Source organism: Deinococcus metallilatus (assembly GCF_004758605.1).
Taxonomy (GTDB): Bacteria; Deinococcota; Deinococci; order Deinococcales; family Deinococcaceae; genus Deinococcus; species Deinococcus metallilatus.
The window spans coordinates 2,429,679-2,449,228 of the sequence record NZ_CP038512.1 but is presented as its reverse complement, the minus strand read 5'-3'; the positions used below and the strand labels follow the sequence as shown (position 1 = coordinate 2,449,228).

Here is a 19,550-nt window from a genome sequence, read left to right as displayed (position 1 = left end):
CGGGGGGTGCCCCGCCCGTCCGCGCTAGCCTGCACGCATGTCTTCACCTGTTGCCCCACCCACCCGCAGGCCCCCACGCCTCGCGTTCCTGACCGTGCCCCTGATGATCGGGCTGATCTATAACGCCATCTCGCTGCTGACGCTGCCCTTTTCCGGGGACACGCTCAACACCCTGCTGGGCGAGCTGGGCGCGGCCTCCGGCCAGCCCCCGGTCACGCTGTCCCAGGCACAGATCATGACGGTGCTGTGGCTGTCCTTTTTTCTGACCGCCGGACTGATCCTGCTGCTGTACTTCACCCGCCGGGCCGTGCTGGAAGGCCGGAGCTGGGGCCGGGTGGCGAGCATCGTGATCGCGGTGCTGAGCCTGCTGCTCTTTCCGGTCGGCACCGTACTGGGCATCATCATGCTGATCGGGGCCTTTGACCGGGACGTGCAGGCCTACACCAGCCGCTGACGCGGGGCGCGTCTGGAGGTCTTGAAGACCGCTTGATTTTTTAGTACCCTAACAAGTCGGTGCGCTGGGAGTCCGTGCCCTGAGGTTCAGGCTCCCGCGCAACGTGCCAGCACGGCGGGACACCGCCCTGGCGGGAATCAACCCAATGTGGGAGCGCGCCCACAGCCCGATCAAAGGGTTTTTTTGGCGTGTCTTCCACCGCTTGGAGGAGAAACATCATGGCAAAAGGAACGTTTGAGCGGACGAAGCCCCACGTGAACGTGGGGACGATCGGGCACGTGGACCACGGCAAGACCACGCTGACCGCGGCGATCACCTTCACGGCGGCGGCGATGGACCCCACCGTCGAAAAACTGGCCTACGACCAGATCGACAAGGCCCCCGAGGAAAAGGCCCGCGGCATCACCATCAACACCGCCCACGTCGAATACAACACCCCCGCTCGGCACTACTCCCACGTCGACTGCCCCGGTCACGCCGACTACGTCAAGAACATGATCACCGGCGCGGCCCAGATGGACGGCGCCATCCTGGTCGTCAGCAGCGCGGACGGCCCGATGCCCCAGACCCGCGAGCACATCCTGCTGGCCCGTCAGGTCGGCGTGCCCTACATCGTCGTGTTCATGAACAAGGTCGACATGGTCGACGACGAGGAACTGCTGGAACTGGTCGAGATGGAAGTGCGCGAGCTGCTCTCGCGCTACGAGTTCCCGGGTGACGACCTGCCGGTGATCAAGGGCAGCGCCCTGCAGGCGCTGGAACAGCTCCAGGCCAACCCCAAGACCGCCCGCGGCGAAAACCAGTGGGTGGACAAGATCTGGGAACTGCTCGACGCCATCGACAGCTACATCCCCACCCCCGAGCGCGACACCGACAAGGCCTTCTTGATGCCGGTCGAAGATGTGTTTACCATCACCGGTCGCGGCACCGTCGCGACCGGCCGCGTGGAGCGCGGCGTGGTGAAGGTGCAGGACGAAGTCGAGATCGTGGGGTTGGCGGATACCCGCAAGACCACCGTGACCGGCATCGAGATGCACCGCAAGCTGCTGGATCAGGGCATGGCCGGGGACAACGTCGGCGTGCTGCTGCGCGGCGTGGCGCGCGACGACGTGGAGCGCGGACAGGTGCTGGCCAAGCCCGGCAGCATCAAGCCGCACACCAAGTTCGAGGCCAGCGTGTACGTCTTGAGCAAGGATGAGGGCGGGCGTCACTCGGCGTTCTTCGGGGGCTACCGCCCGCAGTTCTACTTCCGGACGACGGACGTGACTGGGGTGGTGGAACTGGCCGAAGGGGTGGAGATGGTGATGCCCGGGGACAACGTGACCTTCACGGTGGAACTGATCAAGCCCATCGCCATGGAAGAAGGTCTGCGCTTCGCCATCCGCGAGGGCGGCCGTACCGTCGGCGCGGGCGTCGTCACCAAGGTCCTGGAGTAAACAAACATGGTTGCCCCGAAGATTCGTATCAAACTGCGTGGCTTTGACCACAAGGCGCTGGACCAGTCCGCGAGCAAGATCGTGGACACGGTCCGGCGCACCGGGGCGGACGTGAGCGGTCCCGTGCCGCTCCCCACCCGCATCCGCCGTTTCACCGTGCTGCGCTCGCCCTTCAAGTACAAGGACAGCCGCGAGCACTTCGAGATTCGCACCCACAACCGTCTGGTGGACATCATGAACCCCACCAAGAAGACGATTGATTCGCTGATGACCCTCGATCTGCCCACCGGCGTGGACATCGAGATCAAGACCGTCGGGGGCCGGGCATGACCAAGGGCATCCTCGGCACCAAGATCGGCATGACCCAGATCTGGAAGGGCGACCGCGCCATTCCGGTGACGGTCGTGCTGGCTGGCCCCTGCCCCGTCGTGCAGCGCAAGACCGCGCTGACCGACGGCTACGAGGCCGTGCAGCTCGGCTTCGCGCCCAAGAGCGAGAAGCGCGTGAATAGGCCCCAGATGGGCCACTTCCAGAAGGCCGGGGTTGCCCCGGTGCGCTTCCTGCGCGAGTTCCGCGGCTTCAGCCCCGACGGCGACACCGTGAACGTGGACATTTTCGCGGAAGGCGAGAAGATCGACGCGACCGGCACCAGCAAGGGCAAGGGCACCCAGGGCGTGATGAAGCGCTGGAACTTCAAGGGCGGTCCTGCCAGCCACGGCTCCAAGAAGTGGCACCGCCGCCCCGGCTCCATCGGCCAGCGCAAGACGCCGGGCCGCGTGTACAAGGGCAAGAAGATGGCGGGCCACATGGGCATGGAGCGCGTCACCGTGCAGAACCTGGAAGTGGTCGAGGTGCGCGCCGGTGAGAACATCATCCTCGTGAAGGGGGCCATCCCCGGCGCGAACGGTGGGCTCGTGATGCTGCGCCAGGCCGCCAAGGGAGGCAAGTAAGACATGGCGCAGATCAACGTCATCGGCAAGAACGGGGGCCGCAGCATCGACCTCGACCTGCCGGAAGTGAACCCGCACGTGCTGCACGAGGTCGTGACCTGGCAGCTCGCGGGCCGCCGCCGCGGCACCGCCAGCACCAAGACCCGCGCGCAGGTCAGCAAGACCGGCAAGAAGATGTTCAGCCAGAAGGGCACCGGCAACGCCCGTCACGGCGACCGCAGCGTGCCGACCTTCGTGGGCGGCGGCGTCGCTTTCGGCCCCAAGCCCCGCTCCTACAGCTACACCCTGCCCCGCAAGGTGCGGCAGCTCGGCCTGGCGATGGCGCTGGCCGACCGCCAGAACACCGGCAAGCTGACCGCCGTGGACGGCTTCGACCTCGACGGCAAGACCAAGAGCTTTATCAACTGGGCCGCCCAGAACGGCCTCGACGGCAGCGAGCGCGTGCTGATCGTCACCGACGACGAGCTGACCCGCCGCGCGGCGCGCAACGTCGCCTGGGCCACGGTGCTGCCCGTCGCGGGCCTCAACGCCTACGACATCCTGCGCCACGAGCGCCTGGTGATCGACGCGGTCGCGCTGGAACCTGCCCAGGAACTGGAAATCGTTCCTTTTGAGGGGAACGTGCAGGAAGGGGCCTCGCTGTGAGCCAGTACGACATCATCAAGCAGCCCGTGATCAGCGAGAAGGCCTACGCGGGCATGGAGCGCGGCGTCTACTCGTTCTGGGTGGACCCCAAGGCGACCAAGACCGAGATCAAGTCGGCCGTGCAGCAGGTCTTCGGCGTGACCGTCGTGGGCATCAGCACCATGAACGTGCCGGGCAAGCGCAAGCGCGTGGGCCGCTTCGTCGGCCAGCGTGCCGACCGCAAGAAGGCCATCGTGCGCCTCGCCGAAGGCCAGACCATCCAGGCCCTCGAGGGCCAGGCCTAAGGAGAGTTGGAACATGGCCGTCAAGAAATACCGTCCCTACACCCCGTCGCGTCGCCAGATGACGACGGCGGACTTCAGCGGACTGACCAAGAAGCGCCCCGAAAAGGCGCTGACCACTGCGCTGCCCAAGACCGGTGGCCGCAACAACCACGGGCGCATCACCAGCCGCTTTATCGGCGGGGGCCACAAGCGCCTTTACCGCATCATCGACTTCAAGCGCCGCGACAAGGCGAACGTGCCCGCGAAGGTCGCCGCCATCGAGTACGACCCCAACCGCAGCGCCCGCATCGCCCTGCTGCACTACGTGGACGGCGAGAAGCGGTATGTCCTCGCGCCCGAAGGCCTGGCGGTCGGTCAGATCGTCAACGCGGGTCCCGAGGCCGATCCCAAGCTCGGCAACGCGCTGCCCCTGCGCTTCGTGCCGGTCGGTGCGGTGGTTCACGCCGTCGAACTGGTCCCCGGCAAGGGCGCCCAGCTCGCCCGCAGCGCCGGGACCAGCATCCAGGTGCAGGGCAAGGAAAGCGACTACGTGATCCTGCGCCTGCCCAGCGGCGAACTGCGCCGCGTCCACAGCGAGTGCTACGCCACCATCGGCACGGTGGGCAACGCCGAGCACAAGAACATCGTGCTGGGCAAGGCCGGTCGCAGCCGCTGGCTGGGCCAGAAGCCGCACCAGCGCGGCAGCGCGATGAACCCGGTGGACCACCCGCACGGCGGTGGTGAAGGCCGCACTGGCGCGGGCCGCGTGCCCGTGTCTCCCTGGGGTCAGCCCGCCAAGGGCCTCAAGACCCGCAGGAAGCGCAAGAATTCCGACCGCTTCATCATCGCCCGCCGCGGCGGGAAGTAAGGAGGGTCAGTTATGCCCCGTAGCCTGAAGAAAGGGCCGTTCGTGGATGACCACCTCCTGAAGAAGGTGGACGCCCAGAACGAGCGCAAGGACAAGCGCGTCATCAAGACCTGGAGCCGCCGCTCCACCATCGTGCCCGAGATGATCGGCCACACCATCGCCGTCCACAACGGCAAGCAGCACGTGCCGGTCTTCGTGAACGAGCAGATGATCGGCCACAAGCTCGGCGAGTTCAGCCCCACCCGCACCTACCGCGGGCACGGCGCCGACAAGAACGCCAAGGGGAGCAAGAAGAAATGAGCATCCCCACCACTGAACTGAGCTTCCGCAACAAGAAGCAGCGCAAGCAGCAGGTCAAGCTGCGCCGCCCCGGCTACGCTGTGGCCAAGTATGTGCGGATGAGCCCCCGCAAGGTGCGCCTGGTCGTGGACGTGATCCGCGGCAAAAGCGTGCAGGACGCCGAGGACCTGCTGCGCTTCCTGCCCAAGAGCGCGTCGGAACCCGTCGCCAAGGTGCTCAAGAGCGCCAAGAGCAACGCGATCAACAACGACGAGATGCTCGAAGACCGCCTCTTTGTCCAGGCGGCCTACGTCGACGCGGGTCCGACACTCAAGCGCCTGATCCCCCGCGCGCGCGGCAGCGCCAACATCATCAAGAAGCGCACCAGCCACATCACGATCATCGTGGGCGAGCGCGAGAGCCTTGGCCGGAAGGGAAGCAGATAATGGGCAACAAGATCAACCCCAACGGCTTCCGCCTGGGCATCACCAAGGGCTGGAACAGCCGCTGGTACGCGGGCAAGAAGCAGTACAGCCAGCTCCTGAAGGAAGACGAGAAGATCCGCAAGCTGGTCGGCAAGAAGCTGGCCGCCGCCGGGATCGCCCGCATCGAGATCGAGCGCGCGGGCCAGCAGGTCAACGTGATCATCTCCGCGGCCAAGCCCGGCATCGTGATCGGCAAGGGCGGCGAGAGCATCAAGCAACTGCGCGGTGACATCGAGCGCCTCGTCAGCGCGGGCACCGTCGCGGTGAACGTCGCCGAGATTCCCAACCCCAACATCAGCGCGCCCCTCGTGGCCCTGCGCATTGCCGAGCAGATCGAGCGCCGCTTCGCGTTCCGCCGCGCGATGAAGCAGGCCGCGCAGCGCGTGATGGAGTCGGGCGCCCGCGGCGTCAAGGTGATCCTGTCGGGTCGCCTGGGCGGCGCCGAGCAGGCCCGCACCGAGAAGGTCCTCGAAGGCCGCGTGCCGCTGCACACGCTGCGCGCCGACATCGACTACGGCACCGCGCTGGCCCGCACGACCTACGGCATCCTGGGCGTCAAGGTGCTGGTGTTCAACGGTGAAGTCATCGGGGGCAAGACCGAGACGCTCGCCCGTCCCCCCCGCCGCAACGACGAGCGCCGCCGTGAAGACGGTGACCGTCCCAACCGCCGCCGTCCGACCGCGCGGCGCCGCCCCGGAGGTGAGTGATGCTTCTTCCGAAGCGCACCAAGTACCGCAAGCAGTTCCGCGGCCGCATGACCGGCGACGCCAAGGGCGGCGATTACGTCGCCTTCGGTGACTACGGTCTGGTTGCCCTGGAACCCGCCTGGATCAAGAGCAACCAGATCGAGGCGTGCCGCATCGTGATGAGCCGCCACTTCCGCCGCGGCGGCAAGATCTACATCCGCATCTTCCCCGACAAGCCCGTCACCAAGAAGCCCGCCGAAACCCGAATGGGGAAGGGCAAGGGCGCGGTGGAGTACTGGGTCAGCGTGGTGAAGCCCGGCCGCGTGATGTTCGAGGTGTCCGGCGTGACCGAGGAGCAGGCCAAGGAAGCCTTCCGCCTGGCCGGTCACAAGCTCCCGATCCAGACCAAGATGGTGAGGCGCGAGGTGTACGATGAAGCCCAGTGACATGCGCGCGCTGTCCGCGGCCGACTTTGCCCGCGAGATCGAGAGCCGCAAGAAGGAACTGATGGAGCTGCGCTTCCAGGCGGCGATGGGCCAGCTTGCCCAGCCGCACCGTGTCAAGCAGCTCCGCCGTGAAGTCGCCCAGCTCAACACCATCCGCAGCGAGCAGGACCGCGCGGCGCGGGTGAGCGCCCTGTCGGGAGAGCAGCAATGAAAAAGACCTTCACGGGTGTCGTGGTGAGCGACAAGGCCGACAAGACCGTCAGCGTCAAGGTCGAGCGCCGCTTCATGCACCCCCTGTACGGCAAGGTCGTGACCCGCAGCAAGAAGTACGCGGCGCATGACGAAACCAACGAGTACCGGATCGGGGACCGCGTCGAGATCATCGCGGTGCGCCCGATCAGCAAGACCAAGACCTGGAAGGTCACCCGCCTGATCGAGCGCCCGCGCGGCATCGAGACGACGGCGGTCGAGACGGAAGGCGGCCAAGCATGATCATGCCCCAGACCCGCCTCGACGTGGCGGACAACAGCGGCGCGCGCGAGATCATGTGCATCCGCGTGCTGAACAGCGGCATCGGCGGCAAGGGCCTCACCACGGGTGGCGGCGGCAACAAGCGCTACGCCCACGTGGGGGACATCATCGTCGCCAGCGTGAAGGACGCGGCCCCGCGCGGCGCCGTGAAGGCCGGTGACGTGGTCAAGGCCGTGGTCGTGCGCACCAGCCACGCCATCAAGCGCGCCGACGGCTCCACCATCCGCTTCGACAAGAACGCCGCCGTCATCATCAACAACCAGGGCGAGCCTCGCGGCACCCGCGTCTTCGGGCCGGTCGCCCGCGAACTGCGCGACCGCCGCTTCATGAAGATCGTGTCCCTGGCCCCGGAGGTGCTGTAATGCCCCGTCCCAGCGCCGGAAGCCACCACAGCGACAAGCTGCACGTCAAGAAGGGCGACACCGTCGTCGTGCTGCGCGGCAAGCACAAGGGCGCGACCGGCAAGGTCCTGCTCGCGCTGCCCCGTGACGCGAAGGTGGTCGTCGAGGGCGTGAACCTCGTCACCAAGCACGTCAAGCCCAGCGCGGCCAACCCCCAGGGCGGCATCGAGCAGCGCGAAGGTGCCCTGCACGCCAGCAAGGTCGCCCTGGTCGACCCCGAAACCGGCAAGGCCACCCGCGTGCGCAAGGCTATCGTGGACGGCAAGAAGGTCCGCGTCGCCGTCAAGAGCGGCAAGGTCATCGACTGATTGTTGGGCCACGCGTGAAGCGTGATCCCGGGCGACGAAGTCCGCCCGAAGAGAGGCAAGCATGCAGACGCTCAAAGCGAAGTACAACGAGCAGGTCAGGCCCGCGCTGATGCAGCAGTTCGGCTACTCCAGCGTGATGGCCGTGCCCCGCATCGAGAAGATCGTGATCAACGAGGGCCTGGGTTCTTCCAAGGAAGACAGCAAGGCCATCGACAAGGCGGCCAAGGAACTCGGCCTGATCACCCTCCAGAAGCCCATCATCACCAAGGCCAAGAAGAGCATCAGCAACTTCAAGCTCCGTCAGGGCATGCCCGTCGGCGTGAAGGTCACGCTGCGCAACGAGCGCATGTACGTGTTCCTGGAGAAGCTGATCAACATCGGCCTGCCCCGCATCCGCGACTTCCGCGGGATCAACCCCAATGCCTTCGATGGCCGCGGCAACTACAACCTCGGCATCAAAGAGCAGCTGATCTTCCCCGAGATCACCTATGATATGGTGGATAAGGTGCGCGGGATGGACATCACCATCGTAACATCCGCGAAAACCGACGAAGAAGCCCGCGCGCTCCTCCAGGCGATGGGTCTTCCGTTCCGCAAGTAAGGACAGGCGAATGGCGAATACCTCTAAAGTTGTGAAGGCGGAGCGCGGCCACAAGTTTGCCGTGCAGAACTACAACCGCTGCGCCCGCTGTGGCCGCGCCCGTGGCTACTACCGCTTCTTCGGCATGTGCCGCATCTGCATCCGCGAGCTGGCACACAAGGGCGAACTGCCCGGCGTCAAGAAGGCAAGCTGGTAAGCCCCTGCCGGATACGAACCGCTCCATTTTGAGGGGTGATCGTCCGGAACAGGGAGAAGGACCCAACAGAAGAAGCGCCCGCCCGCTTGGGCTGGACCACGTTCTTTGGGAAGACTCGGGAGGCTGTCAGAAAGGCAGCTTCCCCCCCGCCCGGGGCCCCCGCGCCCCCGGAGGCATCATGCTGAGTGATCCCATCGCCGACATGCTCACGCGCATCCGCAACGCGACGCGCACCCACAAGGAGAGCGTCGACATCCCCGCCTCCAACTTCAAGGAGCAGCTCGCCCGCCTGCTGGTGCAGGAAGGCTACGTCGCCTCGGTCGAGCGTACCCGCCCCGAAGGCCAGAAGTTCGACGTGCTGCGCCTCACCCTCAAGTACGGCCAGAAGCGCGAGCAGGTCATCAAGCACATCGAGCGCGTCAGCCGCCCCGGTCGCCGCGCCTACGTGAGTGCCGAGAACCTGCCCCGCATCCAGCGCGGCCTGGGCCTGGCGGTCGTCTCGACCAGCAAGGGCCTGCTGCCCGACCGCGAAGCCCGCAAGCAGGGCGTCGGCGGCGAAGTCGTCTGCGTCGTCTGGTAAGACGCGCTCAAGCCCTCTCCCTGACCTCGGAACCCGGCCCGGCCGCGGTTCACGAATTTAAGGACCCCAGGAGGACAACCATGTCCCGCATCGGTAAACAACCCATCGCCGTGCCCAGCGGCGTGACCGCGAATGCCCACAACGGCGTGTTCACGGTCAAGGGGCCCAAAGGCGAACTGACGGTTCCCTACAACCCGGCCCTGAATATCAGCAACGAAAACGGTCAACTGCTGGTGACCCGGCCCAGCGACCGCCAGGAGCACCGCGCGTTGCACGGCCTGACCCGCACCCTGGTCGCCAACGCCGTCAAGGGCGTCAGCGACGGCTACACCATCAATCTGGAACTGCGCGGCGTCGGTTACCGTGCCCGCCTCGCCGGGAAGAACCTCGAACTGACCATCGGCTACAGCCACCCGGTCGTGATCGAGCCGCCCGCAGGCGTGACCTTTACGGTGCCCGAACCCACCCGCATCGACGTGAGCGGCATCGACAAGCAGCTCGTCGGCCAGGTGGCCGCGAATGTCCGCAAGGTCCGCAAGCCCGACGCCTACCACGGCAAGGGTGTGCGCTTCGTCGGCGAACAGATCGCCCTCAAGGCCGGTAAGGCCGGTGCCACGGGCGGGAAAGGGAAGAAGTGATGGCCACCCAGACTGCCGTTCGGCGCAAGCTGCGCGCCCGCCGCAAGGTCCGCGTCGTCGCCGGGGAACGTCCCCGCCTCAGCGTGTTCCGGTCCAGCAAGCACATCTACGCCCAGATCATCGACGACTCGACTGGCACGACCCTCGCGGCCGCCAGCAGCAGCGCCGTCAAGACGGGCACCAAGACCGACACCGCCGCCGCGGTCGGCCGGGCACTCGCCGAAGCCGCCGCCGCCAGGGGTGTGAAGCAGGTCGTATTCGACCGCGGCCAGTACAAGTACCACGGCCGCGTGAAGGCGCTCGCGGAAGCGGCGCGGGAGGGTGGCCTTGACTTTTAACCGTCGGAATGACCGCAATAGCGAGCGCGAAACCAGCGAATTCGAAGAGAAGATGCTGTTCGTCAACCGCACGTCCAAGACCTATCAGGGGGGCCGCCGCTTCCGCTTCGCCGCGCTGGTGATCCTGGGTGACCGCAACGGTCGCGTCGGGATGGGCATCGGCAAGGCCAAGGAAGTGCCGGTCGCGATTGAAAAGGCCAAGGCCATCGCGCGCAAGAACATGATCACCGTGCCGGTCGAGAACGGCACCATTCCCCACGACATCATCGGGGAGAACAGCACCAGCCGCGTGCTGCTCAAGCCCGCTGGTCCCGGTACCGGCGTGATCGCGGGCACCGTGCCCCGTTCGATTGCCGAGCTGGCCGGGATCACCAACATGCTGTCCAAGGAACTCGGCAGCCGCAACAAGGTCAACGTGGCCTACGCGGTGTTCGACGGCTTGAAGAACCTCCGCACCGCCAAGCAGGTGCGCGCGATCCGCGGCCTGGACGTGCAGCCCCGCGCAGGCGAGGTGGGCGCGGGCGCCGTGTCCGCCACCACCCAGGCCGGTGCGGCCGAGGCAGGAGGTGCCCTGTGACGACCCCGACGACGACGGGCGCGACCGTGAAGGTGACGCTGAAGCGCAGCGTGATCGGTCGCCCCAAGAACCAGGTGGAAACCGTCAAGGCGCTCGGCCTGAAAAGAATCGGCGACAGCCGTGAACTGACGGACACGCCCGCAATTCGCGGCATGATCAAGACCGTCCAGCATCTGGTGGAGGTGGAAGCGTGAAGCTCCACGATTTGACGCCCGCGCCCGGCAGCCGCAAGGACCGCAAGCGCGTCGGCCGTGGCCCCGGCGGCACCGACAAGACCGCGGGCCGTGGTCACAAGGGCCAGAAGTCGCGCAGCGGCGCGGGTAAGGGCCAGTTCTTCGAGGGTGGCCGCAGCACGCTGATCAGCCGCCTGCCCAAGCGCGGCTTCAACAACGTCGGCACGACCTACGAGGTGATCAACCTCGCTCAACTGGCGAAGGTCGAGGGCGACACCCTGGACCGCACGGCGCTGGAACTCGCGGGCCTGGTGCGCCGCAAGAACCGGCCCGTGAAGCTCCTCGCGCGCGGTGAAGTGACCCGTCCGGTGACGGTCCACGTGGACGCCGCCAGCGAAGCGGCGGTCCGGGCCGTGGAAGCGGCGGGTGGCCGGGTCGTCCTGACAGGCGCGGGCAGCGACAACGCCGAGCAGACCGAGCAGGCGGGCTAACATGCTGCGCGCCTTCCGCGACGCGTTCCGCATTCCGGACCTTCGGCGGAAGATTGTCTTCACCCTGCTGCTCCTCGCCGTGTTCCGCCTCGGAAGCGCCATTCCGACGCCTGGTGTGAACACGGCGCAACTCCAACAGGCCACCCAGGGTGGCCTCTTTGGGTTGATCAGCCTGATCTCGGGCGGCAATCTTTCGCAGTTCTCGATCTTCGCGCTGGGCGTGCTGCCGTACATCACGGCCAGCATCGTCATTCAGCTCCTGACCACCACCGTCCCCGCGCTGGAAAAGCTCAGCAAGGAGGGCGAGGAGGGCCGCAAGAAGATCAACCAGTTCACCCGCTACGCGGCCATCGGCCTCGGCGCGGCGCAGGCGCTGTTCTTCTCGCTGTACATCACCAGCAACTCGCAGTTCATCGCGGTGGGCTGGGACCCCGGCCTCTTTACCGTCCTGGTGATGGTGCTGACGCAGGTGGCGGGCATCGCCTTTACGATGTGGATCGGCGAGCGCATCACCGAGGTCGGCGTCGGCAACGGCATCAGCCTGATCATCACGGTGGGCATCATCGCCAACTACCCCCGTGAAATCGCGGCGACCGGGCAGCTCTTCCGCACCGATCAGGTGTCGCTGCTCCAGATCGTCGCCTTTGCCGTCGTGATTCTGGCGACCATCGCCGGGATCGTGTACGTGTACCAGGGCGAGCGGCGGGTGCCGGTGACCTACGCCCGTGCCCGTGGCGGCGCCCCCGGTGGCGCGGCCCGCAACCTGGGCGGGCAGGCCACCTGGCTGCCGATCAAGGTGAACCAGGCGGGCGTGATCCCGGTGATCTTCGCCAGCGCGATGCTGATCATTCCCAACCTGATCGCCAGCGCGACCGCCACCCGCGCGCCTGCGGTGAACGCCTTCATCCAGACGCACCTGACGGCGGGCAGTCCCTGGTACATCGCGCTGGAGGCCCTGCTGATCTTCGGGTTCACGTACCTGTACAACAGCGTGCAGTTCGATCCCCGGCGCATCAGCGAGCAACTGCGCGAGGCGGGCGGCTTCATCCCCGGTGTGCGCCCGGGCACCCCGACCGCCGAATTCCTGGGGGGCATCAGCGGGCGCCTGAGCCTGTGGGGCGCGATCTTCCTGGTGGTCCTCACCATCATCCCGCAGATCGTGCAGCGCGTGACCGGCATCACGACCTTCCAGTTCAGCGGCACCGGCCTGCTGATCATCGTGGGCGTGGGGCTGGAAACCCTCAAGCAGCTCGAAGCGCAGCTCACGGTGCGCCGTTACGACGGCTTTATCAGCAAGGGCCGCATCCGGGGCCGCCTGAACGGCTGACCCCGCTCCAGCCGCCGCCCACCTGTACGGTGGGCGGTTTTTGCTGTGCCCGCGCGGCACCGCGTTACCTCAGCGGGAACAGGGCTGGGCAGGAACGTGTGCGCCTTCACGCTGGGCCTCTATGCTGTAGAGCCTAGAGGAGGAACGATGACTCAACCCAGAAACAAGGTCGTGATTTTCCTCGGCCCGCCGGGCGCGGGCAAGGGCACCCAGGCCGAGCGCCTCGCCCGCGAGCAGAATCTGACCAAGATCAGCACCGGGGACATCCTGCGCGACCATGTGAAGCGCGGCACCGCCCTCGGGCAGCAGGTCAAACCGATCCTTGACGCCGGGCAACTCGTGCCCGACGACATCCTGATCGCGCTGATCCGCGACCGTCTGGCCGGAATGGAGCCGGTGCGGGTGATCTTCGACGGCTTCCCGCGCACCTGCGCCCAGGCCGAGGCGCTCGACATGCTGCTGGAGGAACTGGGCGCGCCCGTGAGCGCGGTGCCGCTGCTGGAAGTGCCCGACGAGACGCTGATCGAGCGCATCGTGGAGCGTGGGCGGCAGGCGGCCGCACGCGGCGAACCGGTCCGCAGCGACGACACCGAGGAGGTCGCCCGGAGGCGCCAGCAGGTCTACCGCGAGCAGACCCAGCCCCTCATCGACTACTACGGGGCGCGCAGCCACCTGCGCCATGTGGACGGCGTGGGCACGCTGGACGAGGTGCACGACCGCATCATGCAGACCATGCGCTGAGCGCGGCCCCTGCGGGGGAGGTCCGGGCCTCTCCCACCCCTCTTGCTGCCTGGCGCGGCCACGTGCTACCTTTACCTTTGGCTTGTATCAAGCCTGGAGGTTGCGTGGCGAGACGAAGAATGCCGGAACAGCGGGAAAAGCGTAAGAAGGAAGAGTCCGACGTCGTGCGGGCGGAGGGCGTGGTCGAAGAGGCGCTGCCGAACACCACGTTCCGCGTGAAGCTCGACACCGGGCATGACATTCTGGCGTACATCAGCGGCAAGATGCGGATTCACTACATCCGGATTCTGCCGGGGGACCGCGTGGTTCTGGAGATCAGCCCGTACGACACGTCGCGCGGGCGCATCGTCTACCGCAAGTAACGTCCGGGCGCAGGTACCCAACAGATTCCCCGCACGGGGCCTCAGGGGCCGGGGGGGTCGAGCGCTGCCGGGCGCACCGTCATGATGGACGGTGACGTGAGGCGGCGCGAGGAGGAAGCATGAAAGTTCGCAGCAGTGTCAAGAAGATGTGCGACAACTGCAAGGTGATCCGCCGCCACGGGCGCGTGCTGGTCATCTGCACCAACGTCAAGCACAAGCAGAGGCAGGGCTAAGCATGGCGCGAGTTGCCGGTGTTGACCTTCCGCGCGAGAAGCGCGTCGAGATTGCCCTGACCTACATCTACGGGATCGGCCTGACCCGGTCCAAGGAAGTGCTCGCGCGCACCGGGATCAACCCCGACACCCGCGTGAAGAACCTCAGCGAGGCGGAGCAGACGGCCCTGCGCGACGCCATTGAGCGGACCTACAAGGTCGAGGGTGACCTCCGCTCGGAAGTCGGCCAGAACATCAAGCGTCTGATGGACATCGGCGCGTACCGGGGCCTGCGCCACCGCCGCGGCCTGCCCGTGCGCGGCCAGCGCACCAAGACGAACGCCCGCACCCGCAAGGGGCCGCGCAAGACCGTCGCTGGCAAGAAGAAAGCGACGAGGAAGTAAGCCATGGCGAAACCCACCAAAGGCAAGGCCCCGCGCCGCGCCCGCCGCAACATCAGCGCGGGCCGCGCGTACGTCCACGCGAGCTACAACAACACCATCGTGACCATCACCGACCTCGACGGCAACTCCGTCGCCTGGTCCTCGGGCGGCACCATCGGCTACAAGGGCAGCAAGAAGGGCACGCCCTACGCGGCCCAGCTCGCCGCCGCCGACGCCGTGAAAAAGGCCCAGCAGACCTTCGGCATGAACGTGGTGGACGTGATTGTGCGCGGCACCGGCTCGGGCCGCGAGCAGGCGATCCGCGCGATTCAGGCGTCGGGCATCGAAGTGAAGTCGATCATGGACGACAGCCCCGTGCCCCACAACGGCTGCCGCCCCAAGAAAAAGTTCCGCGCCTGAGAGCGCAGCGCGCGCCCACCTGCCCCGCCTCCACTGTGCCTATCGAGCACTGAAGCCGCACCACCGGCGAGGAGGCGGGCACCAGAGGGCCGCAGACCCGGTGAATGCCCGCAGAAGGGGCGCACCGCAAGGAGAGTCAAGACATGGGTCGTTTCCGTGGTTCCATCACCAAGCTCAGCCGCCGCGAGGGCATCAACCTCGCGGAGACTGAAAAAGTCCAGAAGTACCTCGACCGCCGTCCCTACGCGCCCGGCCAGCACGGCCAGCGCCGCGGCCGCGGCCGTCCCAGCGATTACAGCGTGCGTCTGCGTGAAAAGCAGAAGCTGGCCCGGCTGTACGGCGTGAACGAGAAGCAGTTCCGCAACCTCTTCGAGGAAGCGGCGAACGTGCCCGGCGTGACCGGGACGGTGTTCCTGCAACTGCTGGAGCGCCGCCTCGACAACGTCGTCTTCCGCATGGGCTTTGCCAGCACCCGCCGCCAGGCCCGGCAGTTCGTCGGCCACGGGCACGTGCTGGTGAACGGCAAGAAGGTGGACATCGCGTCCTACCGCGTCCGTGTGGGTGACGAGATCAGCGTCAGCGACAAGAGCCGCCAGATGGGCTTCATCCAGGAGAACATGGAAGCGCAGAAGCGCCGCCGCACCAGCCCCTGGATCGAACTGAACCCCGATACCTTTACCGGCACCTTCGTGCGCCTGCCCGCGCGCGAGGACCTGGCGCTGCCGATCAACGAGAACTTCATCATCGAGTATTACTCGCGTTAATCAGGGAGGCCCCAGTGGATCAAAAGCGCCCTCAACTCAAGGCCCGCGTCGACGGTGATTACGGCGAGTTCGTGCTCGAACCGCTCACGCGCGGCTACGGCGTCACCATCGGGAATCCCATCCGGCGCATCCTGATGTCCTCGATCCCCGGCACCGCCGTGACGAGTGTGTATATCGAGGATGTCCTGCACGAGTTTTCCACCATTCCCGGCGTCAAGGAAGACGTCATCCGGCTGATTCTGAACCTCAAGGAACTCGTGGTGAAATTCCACGCGCCCGGCCCCAAGACCCTGACCCTGCGCGCGCAGGGCGAGGGCGTGGTGAAGGCCAGCGCCTTTGAGGTCCCCAGCGACGCCGAGATCGTCAACCCCGACCTGACCATTGCCACGCTGGCCGAGGACGGCAAGCTGGTGATGGAGGTGCGCGTCGAGGAAGGCGAGGGCTACGTCCCCGCCGACAAGCACTCCACCAAGGACCGCATCAACTCGATCCCGGTGGACGCCGTGTTTTCCCCGGTGCGCCGGGTGGCCTACCACGTGGAGAACACCCGTGTGGGCCAGCAGACCGACCTGGACCGCCTGATTTTGCGGGTCTGGACGGACGGCAGCACCGGCCCCCAGGACGCGCTCGACAAGGCCGTCGAGCTCCTGCGGGACGAGCTGACCGTGTTCGGCAACGTGGAGACGCTGCCCGCCGCCGTGCCCGAGGTGCAGCCGGTGTACACGCCCGCCGCGCCCGTCGCGAACGGCTACGACCTGCCGCGCCAGCCCGAACTCAGCATCAACCCCCAGCCGTACCCCGCCGACCTCGACACGCCCCGCGTGACGCTGGAAGGCCTGGGCCTCACCACCCGCGTGCTGCACTCCCTCAAGGAGGAAGGCATCGATTCGGTGGACGCCCTGTGCGCCCTCTCCGACCGCGACCTGAAGAAGGTGCCCGGCATCGGGGAGCGCAGCCTGGACGAGATCAAGCAGCAGCTCGCCCAGTTCGGCCTGGCCCTGCGCGATTAAGCCCCACGAGACTCACTTTCCAGCGCGGCCTCACCTCCGCCTGATTCCCCAAGGAGATTCCCATGCGTCACGGCAAAGCCGGTCGCAAGCTCAACCGCAACAGCAGCGCCCGCGTCGCCCTGGCCCGTGCCCAGGCGACCGCCCTGCTGCGCGAGGGCCGCATCCAGACGACCCTCACGAAGGCCAAGGAGCTGCGCCCCTACGTTGAGAAGCTGATCACCACCGCCAAGGGCGGCGATCTGCACGCCCTCCGACTGGTCGCCCGCGACATCCACGACAAGGACGTGGTCCGCAAGGTGATGGACGAGGTGGCCCCCCGCTACGCCGAGCGCCAGGGCGGCTACACCCGCATCCTGCGCGTGGGCACCCGCCGCGGTGACGGCGTGACGATGGCCCTGATCGAACTGGTCTGAGCGAAACAGACCAACCGCCCCCGCCCGGTGCGGGGGTTTTTCATTCCCCAGAGCCTCCTCGGCACAATGCACAACCCCGCCCGATAGGGGATACTGGGGCTCCCCTATGAGCCGTGAACCCCTCATTCCCCACGCCCTGATTCTCCGCGTGCTGGACGAGCAGTACAGCCTCGACCTGAATCGGCTGTCCTACCTGGACGCGGGGACGGCGCATGCCTACCGGGCCGAGGGACCACATGGGACGTATTTCCTGAAACTGGTGCCGGGTGGAGAGTACGGACAGGAGATGCTGGAACGCGTGCGGGCGGAGGTGCCGCTCCTGCTGGCCTTGCGGGAGGAGACGCTGGAGCGGGTGCCCCGGCCGCTGTTCACGCGGTCTGGCGGCGATCTCGCCTGGGTGGAGGGGCACCCCATGCTGCTCTACGAGTGGATCGAGGCGCGCAACCTCGGCCTGGAGTGGCAGGCGGCCCTCCCCGGGCTTGCGCCGCTGCTGGGGCGACTCCACGGGGCCACGGAGAGAATCATGGCGCGAATCGAGCAGTTGCCCACTCCCCCCGAGGAGTTTGCCTTCCCGTTCGCGGAGCAACTCACCCGGAATCTCCGGCACCTCCAGGCGCTTCCCGCCGGGAGCCGGGCGGGGATGGCAAAGTTGCGCCAGGTGCTGACCCCTCACCTCGGCAGGATCGAGGGTCTGCTGGACGAAGCCGGGAGGTATCAGGCGGCCACCCGGACACGTCCGGTGCCGTTCGCCGTGTGCCACACGGACGCGCACGGCGGGAATGTCATGCGTGACGAGGACGGGCGGCTGTGGCTCATCGACTGGGAGACAGCCCGCCTCGCCCCGCCGGAACATGACCTGTGGATGCTGGGCAGTCACCTGAAGGACGTTCTGCCTGCCTACGAGACGGCCCTGGGACGCCCGGCCGGGCTGCACTTCGGCACGCTGGCCTTCTACGTGTGCCGCCGGGTGCTGGAAGACCTCGCCGTGGACGTGCAGATGATCCTGCACGAACACACCCGACCTGAGGAAGATGCCCACACTCTCTCGACCCTGCGGGAGTACGTGCTGCCGGACCTGCTGACGGTTCAGGACCGCCTGAACGAATTCCGCTGGGTGGCGGGATAAGCTGGCGGGCATGACCCCCACCCTCATCCTCGTGCCCGGCCTCGGTGACAGCGGGCCGGAGCACTGGCAGTCCCTCTGGGAGCGGAAGTACGGCGCGGCGCGCGTGCGCCAGGACGACCCCGACCAACCGGACCCGGAATGCTGGGCGGCACGTCTTGACGAGGTGGTGCGGACTACGCCCGGCGAGCTGGTATTGGTGGCGCATAGCCTGGGTGTGCCGACCGTCGCGCACTGGGCCGCCCGCTTCGACGTGCCCGAACGGGTACGCGGCGCCCTGCTGGTCGCCCCGCCCGACCCCGAACGCCAGGGCGCCCTGGAGGAGGTCCGCCGTTTCGTCCCGTGGCCCACCGGCCCGCTCCCCTTCCCGGCGCTGGTGGTCGCCAGCGAGAACGACCCTTACGCGACGTTCGAGCGGGCACAGGCCTTCGCGGATGCCTGGGGCGCGGAGTTCGTCACGGCGGGGGAGGCAGGGCACATCAACACCGAGAGCGGTCACGGCGAGTGGCCGGAGGGCGAGGTGCTGCTCTCGGAGGCGCTGCACGCCTGGACCCCGCCGGACATCACCCGCTTCTGAAGCAAGAAGAAAGGCCGCACCGACAATGGATGCGGCCCGCTTCCTGCCGGGGTTCAGTGCGTGGCGGCGGGGGTGGCGTACTTGTCGAGCAGCGCCTCGAAGGCCCGCTTGGGCTGGGCGCCGACCATGCCCTCGACCGGCTGGCCGTCCTTGAAGAGGATCAGGGTGGGGATGCTCATCACGCGGTACTGGCCGGAGATGCCGGGGTTGTCGTCCACGTTGAGCTTGCCGACCTTCACGCGGCCCTCGTACTGGCTGGCGAGTTCCTCGATCACCGGCGCGATGATGCGGCAGGGGCCGCACCAGGGTGCCCAGAAGTCGACCAGCGTCAGGCCCTGTCCTGTCTCAGTCTGGAAGTTGCTGTCCGTCAGTTCCACAGGCTTCATAGCTGGACTATACCCCTGGGGGGCAACAGCGGATATGCGGCAGATGGACAGAGGCTAACGCGCCTTTCATGCCCCGGAGGGATAGGCTACGCGCATGCTGCGGGAGGAGTTGCGGGCGGGAGCGGCCCTGTTCGACGCGGGCGAGTGGTGGGAGGCGCACGAGGCCTGGGAGGGACCCTGGAGCCGGGCGACCAGCGACGAACGGCACTTCGTCCAGGCGCTGATCCTGCTGGCCGCCGCACTGCACAAACGCTGGCACCACGGCAGCCTCACGCACCGCAACTACCACAAGGCCGAGCGATATCTGGACCGGCTCCCCGCCGAGTACGGCGGAGTGAACCTGGCCCGCCTGCGCGCCGAGGTGTGGGCCGCGCTGCACGACCCCACCCGGCGGCCCCGGCTGCTCGCGGCGGATGAAGCGGGGGTGGATTGAGGCGCCTCCCGCGCCCCCGTATCCTAGAGGGGGCCACGGGCCAGCAAGGCCCG

At 67.1% G+C, this 19,550-nt stretch carries 36 protein-coding genes; 35 read left to right on the top strand and 1 reads right to left on the bottom strand.

The features are described from left to right. The first annotated feature begins 37 nt into the window (after positions 1-37). From E5F05_RS17870 to E5F05_RS17705, 34 genes are all read left to right on the top strand, one after another. Complete coding sequence (locus E5F05_RS17870; RefSeq protein ID WP_129120000.1) at positions 38-454, top strand: hypothetical protein; 417 nt, start codon at positions 38-40, stop codon at positions 452-454. Positions 455-672: 218 nt separating this feature from the next. Continuing rightward, on the top strand, positions 673-1,890 hold the full coding sequence (gene tuf, locus E5F05_RS17865; RefSeq protein ID WP_146719929.1) for an elongation factor Tu: 1,218 nt from the start codon (positions 673-675) through the stop codon (positions 1,888-1,890). A 6-nt stretch (positions 1,891-1,896) separates the two neighbouring features. Beyond that, positions 1,897-2,220, top strand: coding sequence for a 30S ribosomal protein S10 (gene rpsJ / locus E5F05_RS17860; protein WP_010886955.1), 324 nt, complete (start codon positions 1,897-1,899; stop codon positions 2,218-2,220). Beyond that, positions 2,217-2,840, top strand: a complete 624-nt coding sequence (gene rplC / locus E5F05_RS17855; protein ID WP_129119996.1) for a 50S ribosomal protein L3 — start codon at positions 2,217-2,219, stop codon at positions 2,838-2,840. Before rpsJ ends, rplC begins: the two co-directional genes overlap by 4 nt. A 3-nt stretch (positions 2,841-2,843) precedes the next feature. Continuing rightward, complete coding sequence (gene rplD / locus E5F05_RS17850) at positions 2,844-3,485, top strand: 50S ribosomal protein L4 (RefSeq protein ID WP_129119995.1); 642 nt, start codon at positions 2,844-2,846, stop codon at positions 3,483-3,485. Beyond that, the gene (locus E5F05_RS17845; RefSeq protein WP_129119994.1) at positions 3,482-3,769 is read left to right on the top strand and encodes a 50S ribosomal protein L23; all 288 of its coding nucleotides are present in this window, start codon (positions 3,482-3,484) and stop codon (positions 3,767-3,769) included. The genes rplD and E5F05_RS17845 overlap by 4 nt, the downstream gene beginning before the upstream one ends. 13 nt (positions 3,770-3,782) lie before the next feature. Further along, on the top strand, positions 3,783-4,616 hold the full coding sequence (gene rplB, locus E5F05_RS17840) for a 50S ribosomal protein L2 (protein WP_129119993.1): 834 nt from the start codon (positions 3,783-3,785) through the stop codon (positions 4,614-4,616). Positions 4,617-4,628: 12 nt separating this feature from the next. Continuing rightward, positions 4,629-4,916: a 30S ribosomal protein S19 gene (gene rpsS, locus E5F05_RS17835; protein WP_027460648.1), complete on the top strand. Its 288-nt coding sequence runs from the start codon at positions 4,629-4,631 to the stop codon at positions 4,914-4,916. Continuing rightward, positions 4,913-5,341 (top strand): 50S ribosomal protein L22, encoded by a 429-nt coding sequence (gene rplV / locus E5F05_RS17830; protein ID WP_129119992.1) that lies wholly within the window; start codon positions 4,913-4,915, stop codon positions 5,339-5,341. The genes rpsS and rplV overlap by 4 nt, the downstream gene beginning before the upstream one ends. Continuing rightward, on the top strand, positions 5,341-6,087 hold the full coding sequence (gene rpsC / locus E5F05_RS17825; protein ID WP_129119991.1) for a 30S ribosomal protein S3: 747 nt from the start codon (positions 5,341-5,343) through the stop codon (positions 6,085-6,087). The genes rplV and rpsC overlap by 1 nt, the downstream gene beginning before the upstream one ends. After that, positions 6,087-6,512 (top strand): 50S ribosomal protein L16, encoded by a 426-nt coding sequence (gene rplP / locus E5F05_RS17820; RefSeq protein WP_129119990.1) that lies wholly within the window; start codon positions 6,087-6,089, stop codon positions 6,510-6,512. Before rpsC ends, rplP begins: the two co-directional genes overlap by 1 nt. Beyond that, positions 6,499-6,723, top strand: a complete 225-nt coding sequence (rpmC, locus tag E5F05_RS17815; protein WP_129119989.1) for a 50S ribosomal protein L29 — start codon at positions 6,499-6,501, stop codon at positions 6,721-6,723. The genes rplP and rpmC overlap by 14 nt, the downstream gene beginning before the upstream one ends. After that, a complete protein-coding gene (rpsQ, locus tag E5F05_RS17810; protein WP_129119988.1) occupies positions 6,720-7,004 on the top strand; it encodes a 30S ribosomal protein S17 in 285 nt (94 codons plus the stop codon). Before rpmC ends, rpsQ begins: the two co-directional genes overlap by 4 nt. After that, positions 7,001-7,405, top strand: coding sequence for a 50S ribosomal protein L14 (gene rplN, locus E5F05_RS17805; RefSeq protein WP_129119987.1), 405 nt, complete (start codon positions 7,001-7,003; stop codon positions 7,403-7,405). Before rpsQ ends, rplN begins: the two co-directional genes overlap by 4 nt. Next, positions 7,405-7,752 (top strand): 50S ribosomal protein L24, encoded by a 348-nt coding sequence (gene rplX / locus E5F05_RS17800; RefSeq protein WP_129119986.1) that lies wholly within the window; start codon positions 7,405-7,407, stop codon positions 7,750-7,752. Before rplN ends, rplX begins: the two co-directional genes overlap by 1 nt. A 61-nt stretch (positions 7,753-7,813) precedes the next feature. Then, positions 7,814-8,353, top strand: coding sequence for a 50S ribosomal protein L5 (gene rplE, locus E5F05_RS17795; RefSeq protein WP_129119985.1), 540 nt, complete (start codon positions 7,814-7,816; stop codon positions 8,351-8,353). A gap of 10 nt (positions 8,354-8,363) precedes the next feature. Continuing rightward, positions 8,364-8,549 carry a type Z 30S ribosomal protein S14 gene (locus E5F05_RS17790; protein WP_129119984.1) on the top strand — a complete coding sequence of 62 codons (186 nt, stop codon included), beginning with the start codon at positions 8,364-8,366 and terminating at the stop codon, positions 8,547-8,549. A 178-nt stretch (positions 8,550-8,727) separates the two neighbouring features. Next, the gene (rpsH, locus tag E5F05_RS17785) at positions 8,728-9,129 is read left to right on the top strand and encodes a 30S ribosomal protein S8 (protein WP_129119983.1); all 402 of its coding nucleotides are present in this window, start codon (positions 8,728-8,730) and stop codon (positions 9,127-9,129) included. 80 nt (positions 9,130-9,209) lie between these two features. Continuing rightward, a complete protein-coding gene (gene rplF / locus E5F05_RS17780) occupies positions 9,210-9,767 on the top strand; it encodes a 50S ribosomal protein L6 (protein ID WP_129119982.1) in 558 nt (185 codons plus the stop codon). Next, entirely contained in the window at positions 9,767-10,105 is a 339-nt protein-coding gene (gene rplR, locus E5F05_RS17775; RefSeq protein WP_129119981.1) for a 50S ribosomal protein L18, read from the top strand. The genes rplF and rplR overlap by 1 nt, the downstream gene beginning before the upstream one ends. Next, complete coding sequence (gene rpsE / locus E5F05_RS17770) at positions 10,095-10,682, top strand: 30S ribosomal protein S5 (RefSeq protein ID WP_164973545.1); 588 nt, start codon at positions 10,095-10,097, stop codon at positions 10,680-10,682. Before rplR ends, rpsE begins: the two co-directional genes overlap by 11 nt. 26 nt (positions 10,683-10,708) lie before the next feature. Continuing rightward, complete coding sequence (gene rpmD / locus E5F05_RS17765) at positions 10,709-10,876, top strand: 50S ribosomal protein L30 (protein WP_129119999.1); 168 nt, start codon at positions 10,709-10,711, stop codon at positions 10,874-10,876. Next, positions 10,873-11,346, top strand: coding sequence for a 50S ribosomal protein L15 (gene rplO / locus E5F05_RS17760; RefSeq protein ID WP_129119979.1), 474 nt, complete (start codon positions 10,873-10,875; stop codon positions 11,344-11,346). The genes rpmD and rplO overlap by 4 nt, the downstream gene beginning before the upstream one ends. A gap of 1 nt (position 11,347) precedes the next feature. Beyond that, entirely contained in the window at positions 11,348-12,673 is a 1,326-nt protein-coding gene (gene secY, locus E5F05_RS17755; protein WP_129119978.1) for a preprotein translocase subunit SecY, read from the top strand. 147 nt (positions 12,674-12,820) lie between these two features. Continuing rightward, entirely contained in the window at positions 12,821-13,414 is a 594-nt protein-coding gene (locus tag E5F05_RS17750) for an adenylate kinase (RefSeq protein ID WP_129119977.1), read from the top strand. 119 nt (positions 13,415-13,533) lie between these two features. Further along, positions 13,534-13,776 (top strand): translation initiation factor IF-1, encoded by a 243-nt coding sequence (infA, locus tag E5F05_RS17745; protein WP_129119998.1) that lies wholly within the window; start codon positions 13,534-13,536, stop codon positions 13,774-13,776. Between the two features lie 119 nt (positions 13,777-13,895). After that, on the top strand, positions 13,896-14,009 hold the full coding sequence (gene rpmJ / locus E5F05_RS17740) for a 50S ribosomal protein L36 (protein ID WP_019012075.1): 114 nt from the start codon (positions 13,896-13,898) through the stop codon (positions 14,007-14,009). A 2-nt stretch (positions 14,010-14,011) separates the two neighbouring features. Then, the gene (rpsM, locus tag E5F05_RS17735; protein WP_129119976.1) at positions 14,012-14,392 is read left to right on the top strand and encodes a 30S ribosomal protein S13; all 381 of its coding nucleotides are present in this window, start codon (positions 14,012-14,014) and stop codon (positions 14,390-14,392) included. Positions 14,393-14,395: 3 nt separating this feature from the next. Further along, a complete protein-coding gene (gene rpsK, locus E5F05_RS17730) occupies positions 14,396-14,791 on the top strand; it encodes a 30S ribosomal protein S11 (protein ID WP_103131472.1) in 396 nt (131 codons plus the stop codon). Positions 14,792-14,934: 143 nt separating this feature from the next. Then, the gene (gene rpsD, locus E5F05_RS17725) at positions 14,935-15,555 is read left to right on the top strand and encodes a 30S ribosomal protein S4 (RefSeq protein WP_129119975.1); all 621 of its coding nucleotides are present in this window, start codon (positions 14,935-14,937) and stop codon (positions 15,553-15,555) included. Positions 15,556-15,569: 14 nt separating this feature from the next. Then, complete coding sequence (locus tag E5F05_RS17720) at positions 15,570-16,565, top strand: DNA-directed RNA polymerase subunit alpha (protein WP_129119974.1); 996 nt, start codon at positions 15,570-15,572, stop codon at positions 16,563-16,565. Positions 16,566-16,627: 62 nt separating this feature from the next. After that, positions 16,628-16,978, top strand: a complete 351-nt coding sequence (gene rplQ, locus E5F05_RS17715; RefSeq protein ID WP_129119973.1) for a 50S ribosomal protein L17 — start codon at positions 16,628-16,630, stop codon at positions 16,976-16,978. Between the two features lie 106 nt (positions 16,979-17,084). Further along, positions 17,085-18,104 carry an aminoglycoside phosphotransferase family protein gene (locus E5F05_RS17710; RefSeq protein ID WP_129119972.1) on the top strand — a complete coding sequence of 340 codons (1,020 nt, stop codon included), beginning with the start codon at positions 17,085-17,087 and terminating at the stop codon, positions 18,102-18,104. Positions 18,105-18,114: 10 nt separating this feature from the next. Continuing rightward, complete coding sequence (locus tag E5F05_RS17705; RefSeq protein WP_129119971.1) at positions 18,115-18,678, top strand: RBBP9/YdeN family alpha/beta hydrolase; 564 nt, start codon at positions 18,115-18,117, stop codon at positions 18,676-18,678. A 53-nt stretch (positions 18,679-18,731) separates the two neighbouring features. Here E5F05_RS17705 and trxA read toward each other — a convergent pair whose 3' ends face one another. After that, positions 18,732-19,064: a thioredoxin gene (gene trxA / locus E5F05_RS17700; protein ID WP_129119970.1), complete on the bottom strand. Its 333-nt coding sequence runs from the start codon at positions 19,062-19,064 to the stop codon at positions 18,732-18,734. A gap of 94 nt (positions 19,065-19,158) precedes the next feature. On the opposite strand from trxA, the gene E5F05_RS17695 reads away from it, so the two are divergent. Beyond that, positions 19,159-19,497, top strand: coding sequence for a DUF309 domain-containing protein (locus E5F05_RS17695; RefSeq protein ID WP_129119969.1), 339 nt, complete (start codon positions 19,159-19,161; stop codon positions 19,495-19,497). Positions 19,498-19,550 lie beyond the last annotated feature (53 nt).

What these genes read in the sequence shown, in the direction of transcription:
- rplE (WP_129119985.1), top strand. Translation starts at nt 7,814, where the DNA reads ATGCAGACGCTCAAAGCGAAGTACAACGAGCAGGTCAGGCCCGCGCTG.
- rpsK (WP_103131472.1), top strand. Translation starts at nt 14,396, where the DNA reads ATGGCGAAACCCACCAAAGGCAAGGCCCCGCGCCGCGCCCGCCGCAAC.
- E5F05_RS17750 (WP_129119977.1), top strand. Translation starts at nt 12,821, where the DNA reads ATGACTCAACCCAGAAACAAGGTCGTGATTTTCCTCGGCCCGCCGGGC.
- rplB (WP_129119993.1), top strand. Translation starts at nt 3,783, where the DNA reads ATGGCCGTCAAGAAATACCGTCCCTACACCCCGTCGCGTCGCCAGATG.
- rpsJ (WP_010886955.1), top strand. Translation starts at nt 1,897, where the DNA reads ATGGTTGCCCCGAAGATTCGTATCAAACTGCGTGGCTTTGACCACAAG.
- rpsM (WP_129119976.1), top strand. Translation starts at nt 14,012, where the DNA reads ATGGCGCGAGTTGCCGGTGTTGACCTTCCGCGCGAGAAGCGCGTCGAG.
- E5F05_RS17695 (WP_129119969.1), top strand. Translation starts at nt 19,159, where the DNA reads ATGCTGCGGGAGGAGTTGCGGGCGGGAGCGGCCCTGTTCGACGCGGGC.
- rpsS (WP_027460648.1), top strand. Translation starts at nt 4,629, where the DNA reads ATGCCCCGTAGCCTGAAGAAAGGGCCGTTCGTGGATGACCACCTCCTG.
- rpsC (WP_129119991.1), top strand. Translation starts at nt 5,341, where the DNA reads ATGGGCAACAAGATCAACCCCAACGGCTTCCGCCTGGGCATCACCAAG.
- rplQ (WP_129119973.1), top strand. Translation starts at nt 16,628, where the DNA reads ATGCGTCACGGCAAAGCCGGTCGCAAGCTCAACCGCAACAGCAGCGCC.
- E5F05_RS17705 (WP_129119971.1), top strand. Translation starts at nt 18,115, where the DNA reads ATGACCCCCACCCTCATCCTCGTGCCCGGCCTCGGTGACAGCGGGCCG.
- rplF (WP_129119982.1), top strand. Translation starts at nt 9,210, where the DNA reads ATGTCCCGCATCGGTAAACAACCCATCGCCGTGCCCAGCGGCGTGACC.
- rpmJ (WP_019012075.1), top strand. Translation starts at nt 13,896, where the DNA reads ATGAAAGTTCGCAGCAGTGTCAAGAAGATGTGCGACAACTGCAAGGTG.
- E5F05_RS17710 (WP_129119972.1), top strand. Translation starts at nt 17,085, where the DNA reads ATGAGCCGTGAACCCCTCATTCCCCACGCCCTGATTCTCCGCGTGCTG.
- rplX (WP_129119986.1), top strand. Translation starts at nt 7,405, where the DNA reads ATGCCCCGTCCCAGCGCCGGAAGCCACCACAGCGACAAGCTGCACGTC.
- infA (WP_129119998.1), top strand. Translation starts at nt 13,534, where the DNA reads ATGCCGGAACAGCGGGAAAAGCGTAAGAAGGAAGAGTCCGACGTCGTG.
- rplD (WP_129119995.1), top strand. Translation starts at nt 2,844, where the DNA reads ATGGCGCAGATCAACGTCATCGGCAAGAACGGGGGCCGCAGCATCGAC.
- rpsD (WP_129119975.1), top strand. Translation starts at nt 14,935, where the DNA reads ATGGGTCGTTTCCGTGGTTCCATCACCAAGCTCAGCCGCCGCGAGGGC.
- rpmC (WP_129119989.1), top strand. Translation starts at nt 6,499, where the DNA reads ATGAAGCCCAGTGACATGCGCGCGCTGTCCGCGGCCGACTTTGCCCGC.
- E5F05_RS17790 (WP_129119984.1), top strand. Translation starts at nt 8,364, where the DNA reads ATGGCGAATACCTCTAAAGTTGTGAAGGCGGAGCGCGGCCACAAGTTT.
- E5F05_RS17870 (WP_129120000.1), top strand. Translation starts at nt 38, where the DNA reads ATGTCTTCACCTGTTGCCCCACCCACCCGCAGGCCCCCACGCCTCGCG.
- rpsQ (WP_129119988.1), top strand. Translation starts at nt 6,720, where the DNA reads ATGAAAAAGACCTTCACGGGTGTCGTGGTGAGCGACAAGGCCGACAAG.
- tuf (WP_146719929.1), top strand. Translation starts at nt 673, where the DNA reads ATGGCAAAAGGAACGTTTGAGCGGACGAAGCCCCACGTGAACGTGGGG.
- rplR (WP_129119981.1), top strand. Translation starts at nt 9,767, where the DNA reads ATGGCCACCCAGACTGCCGTTCGGCGCAAGCTGCGCGCCCGCCGCAAG.
- trxA (WP_129119970.1), bottom strand. Translation starts at nt 19,064, where the DNA reads ATGAAGCCTGTGGAACTGACGGACAGCAACTTCCAGACTGAGACAGGA.
- secY (WP_129119978.1), top strand. Translation starts at nt 11,348, where the DNA reads ATGCTGCGCGCCTTCCGCGACGCGTTCCGCATTCCGGACCTTCGGCGG.
- rplC (WP_129119996.1), top strand. Translation starts at nt 2,217, where the DNA reads ATGACCAAGGGCATCCTCGGCACCAAGATCGGCATGACCCAGATCTGG.
- rplP (WP_129119990.1), top strand. Translation starts at nt 6,087, where the DNA reads ATGCTTCTTCCGAAGCGCACCAAGTACCGCAAGCAGTTCCGCGGCCGC.
- rplN (WP_129119987.1), top strand. Translation starts at nt 7,001, where the DNA reads ATGATCATGCCCCAGACCCGCCTCGACGTGGCGGACAACAGCGGCGCG.
- rplV (WP_129119992.1), top strand. Translation starts at nt 4,913, where the DNA reads ATGAGCATCCCCACCACTGAACTGAGCTTCCGCAACAAGAAGCAGCGC.
- rpsH (WP_129119983.1), top strand. Translation starts at nt 8,728, where the DNA reads ATGCTGAGTGATCCCATCGCCGACATGCTCACGCGCATCCGCAACGCG.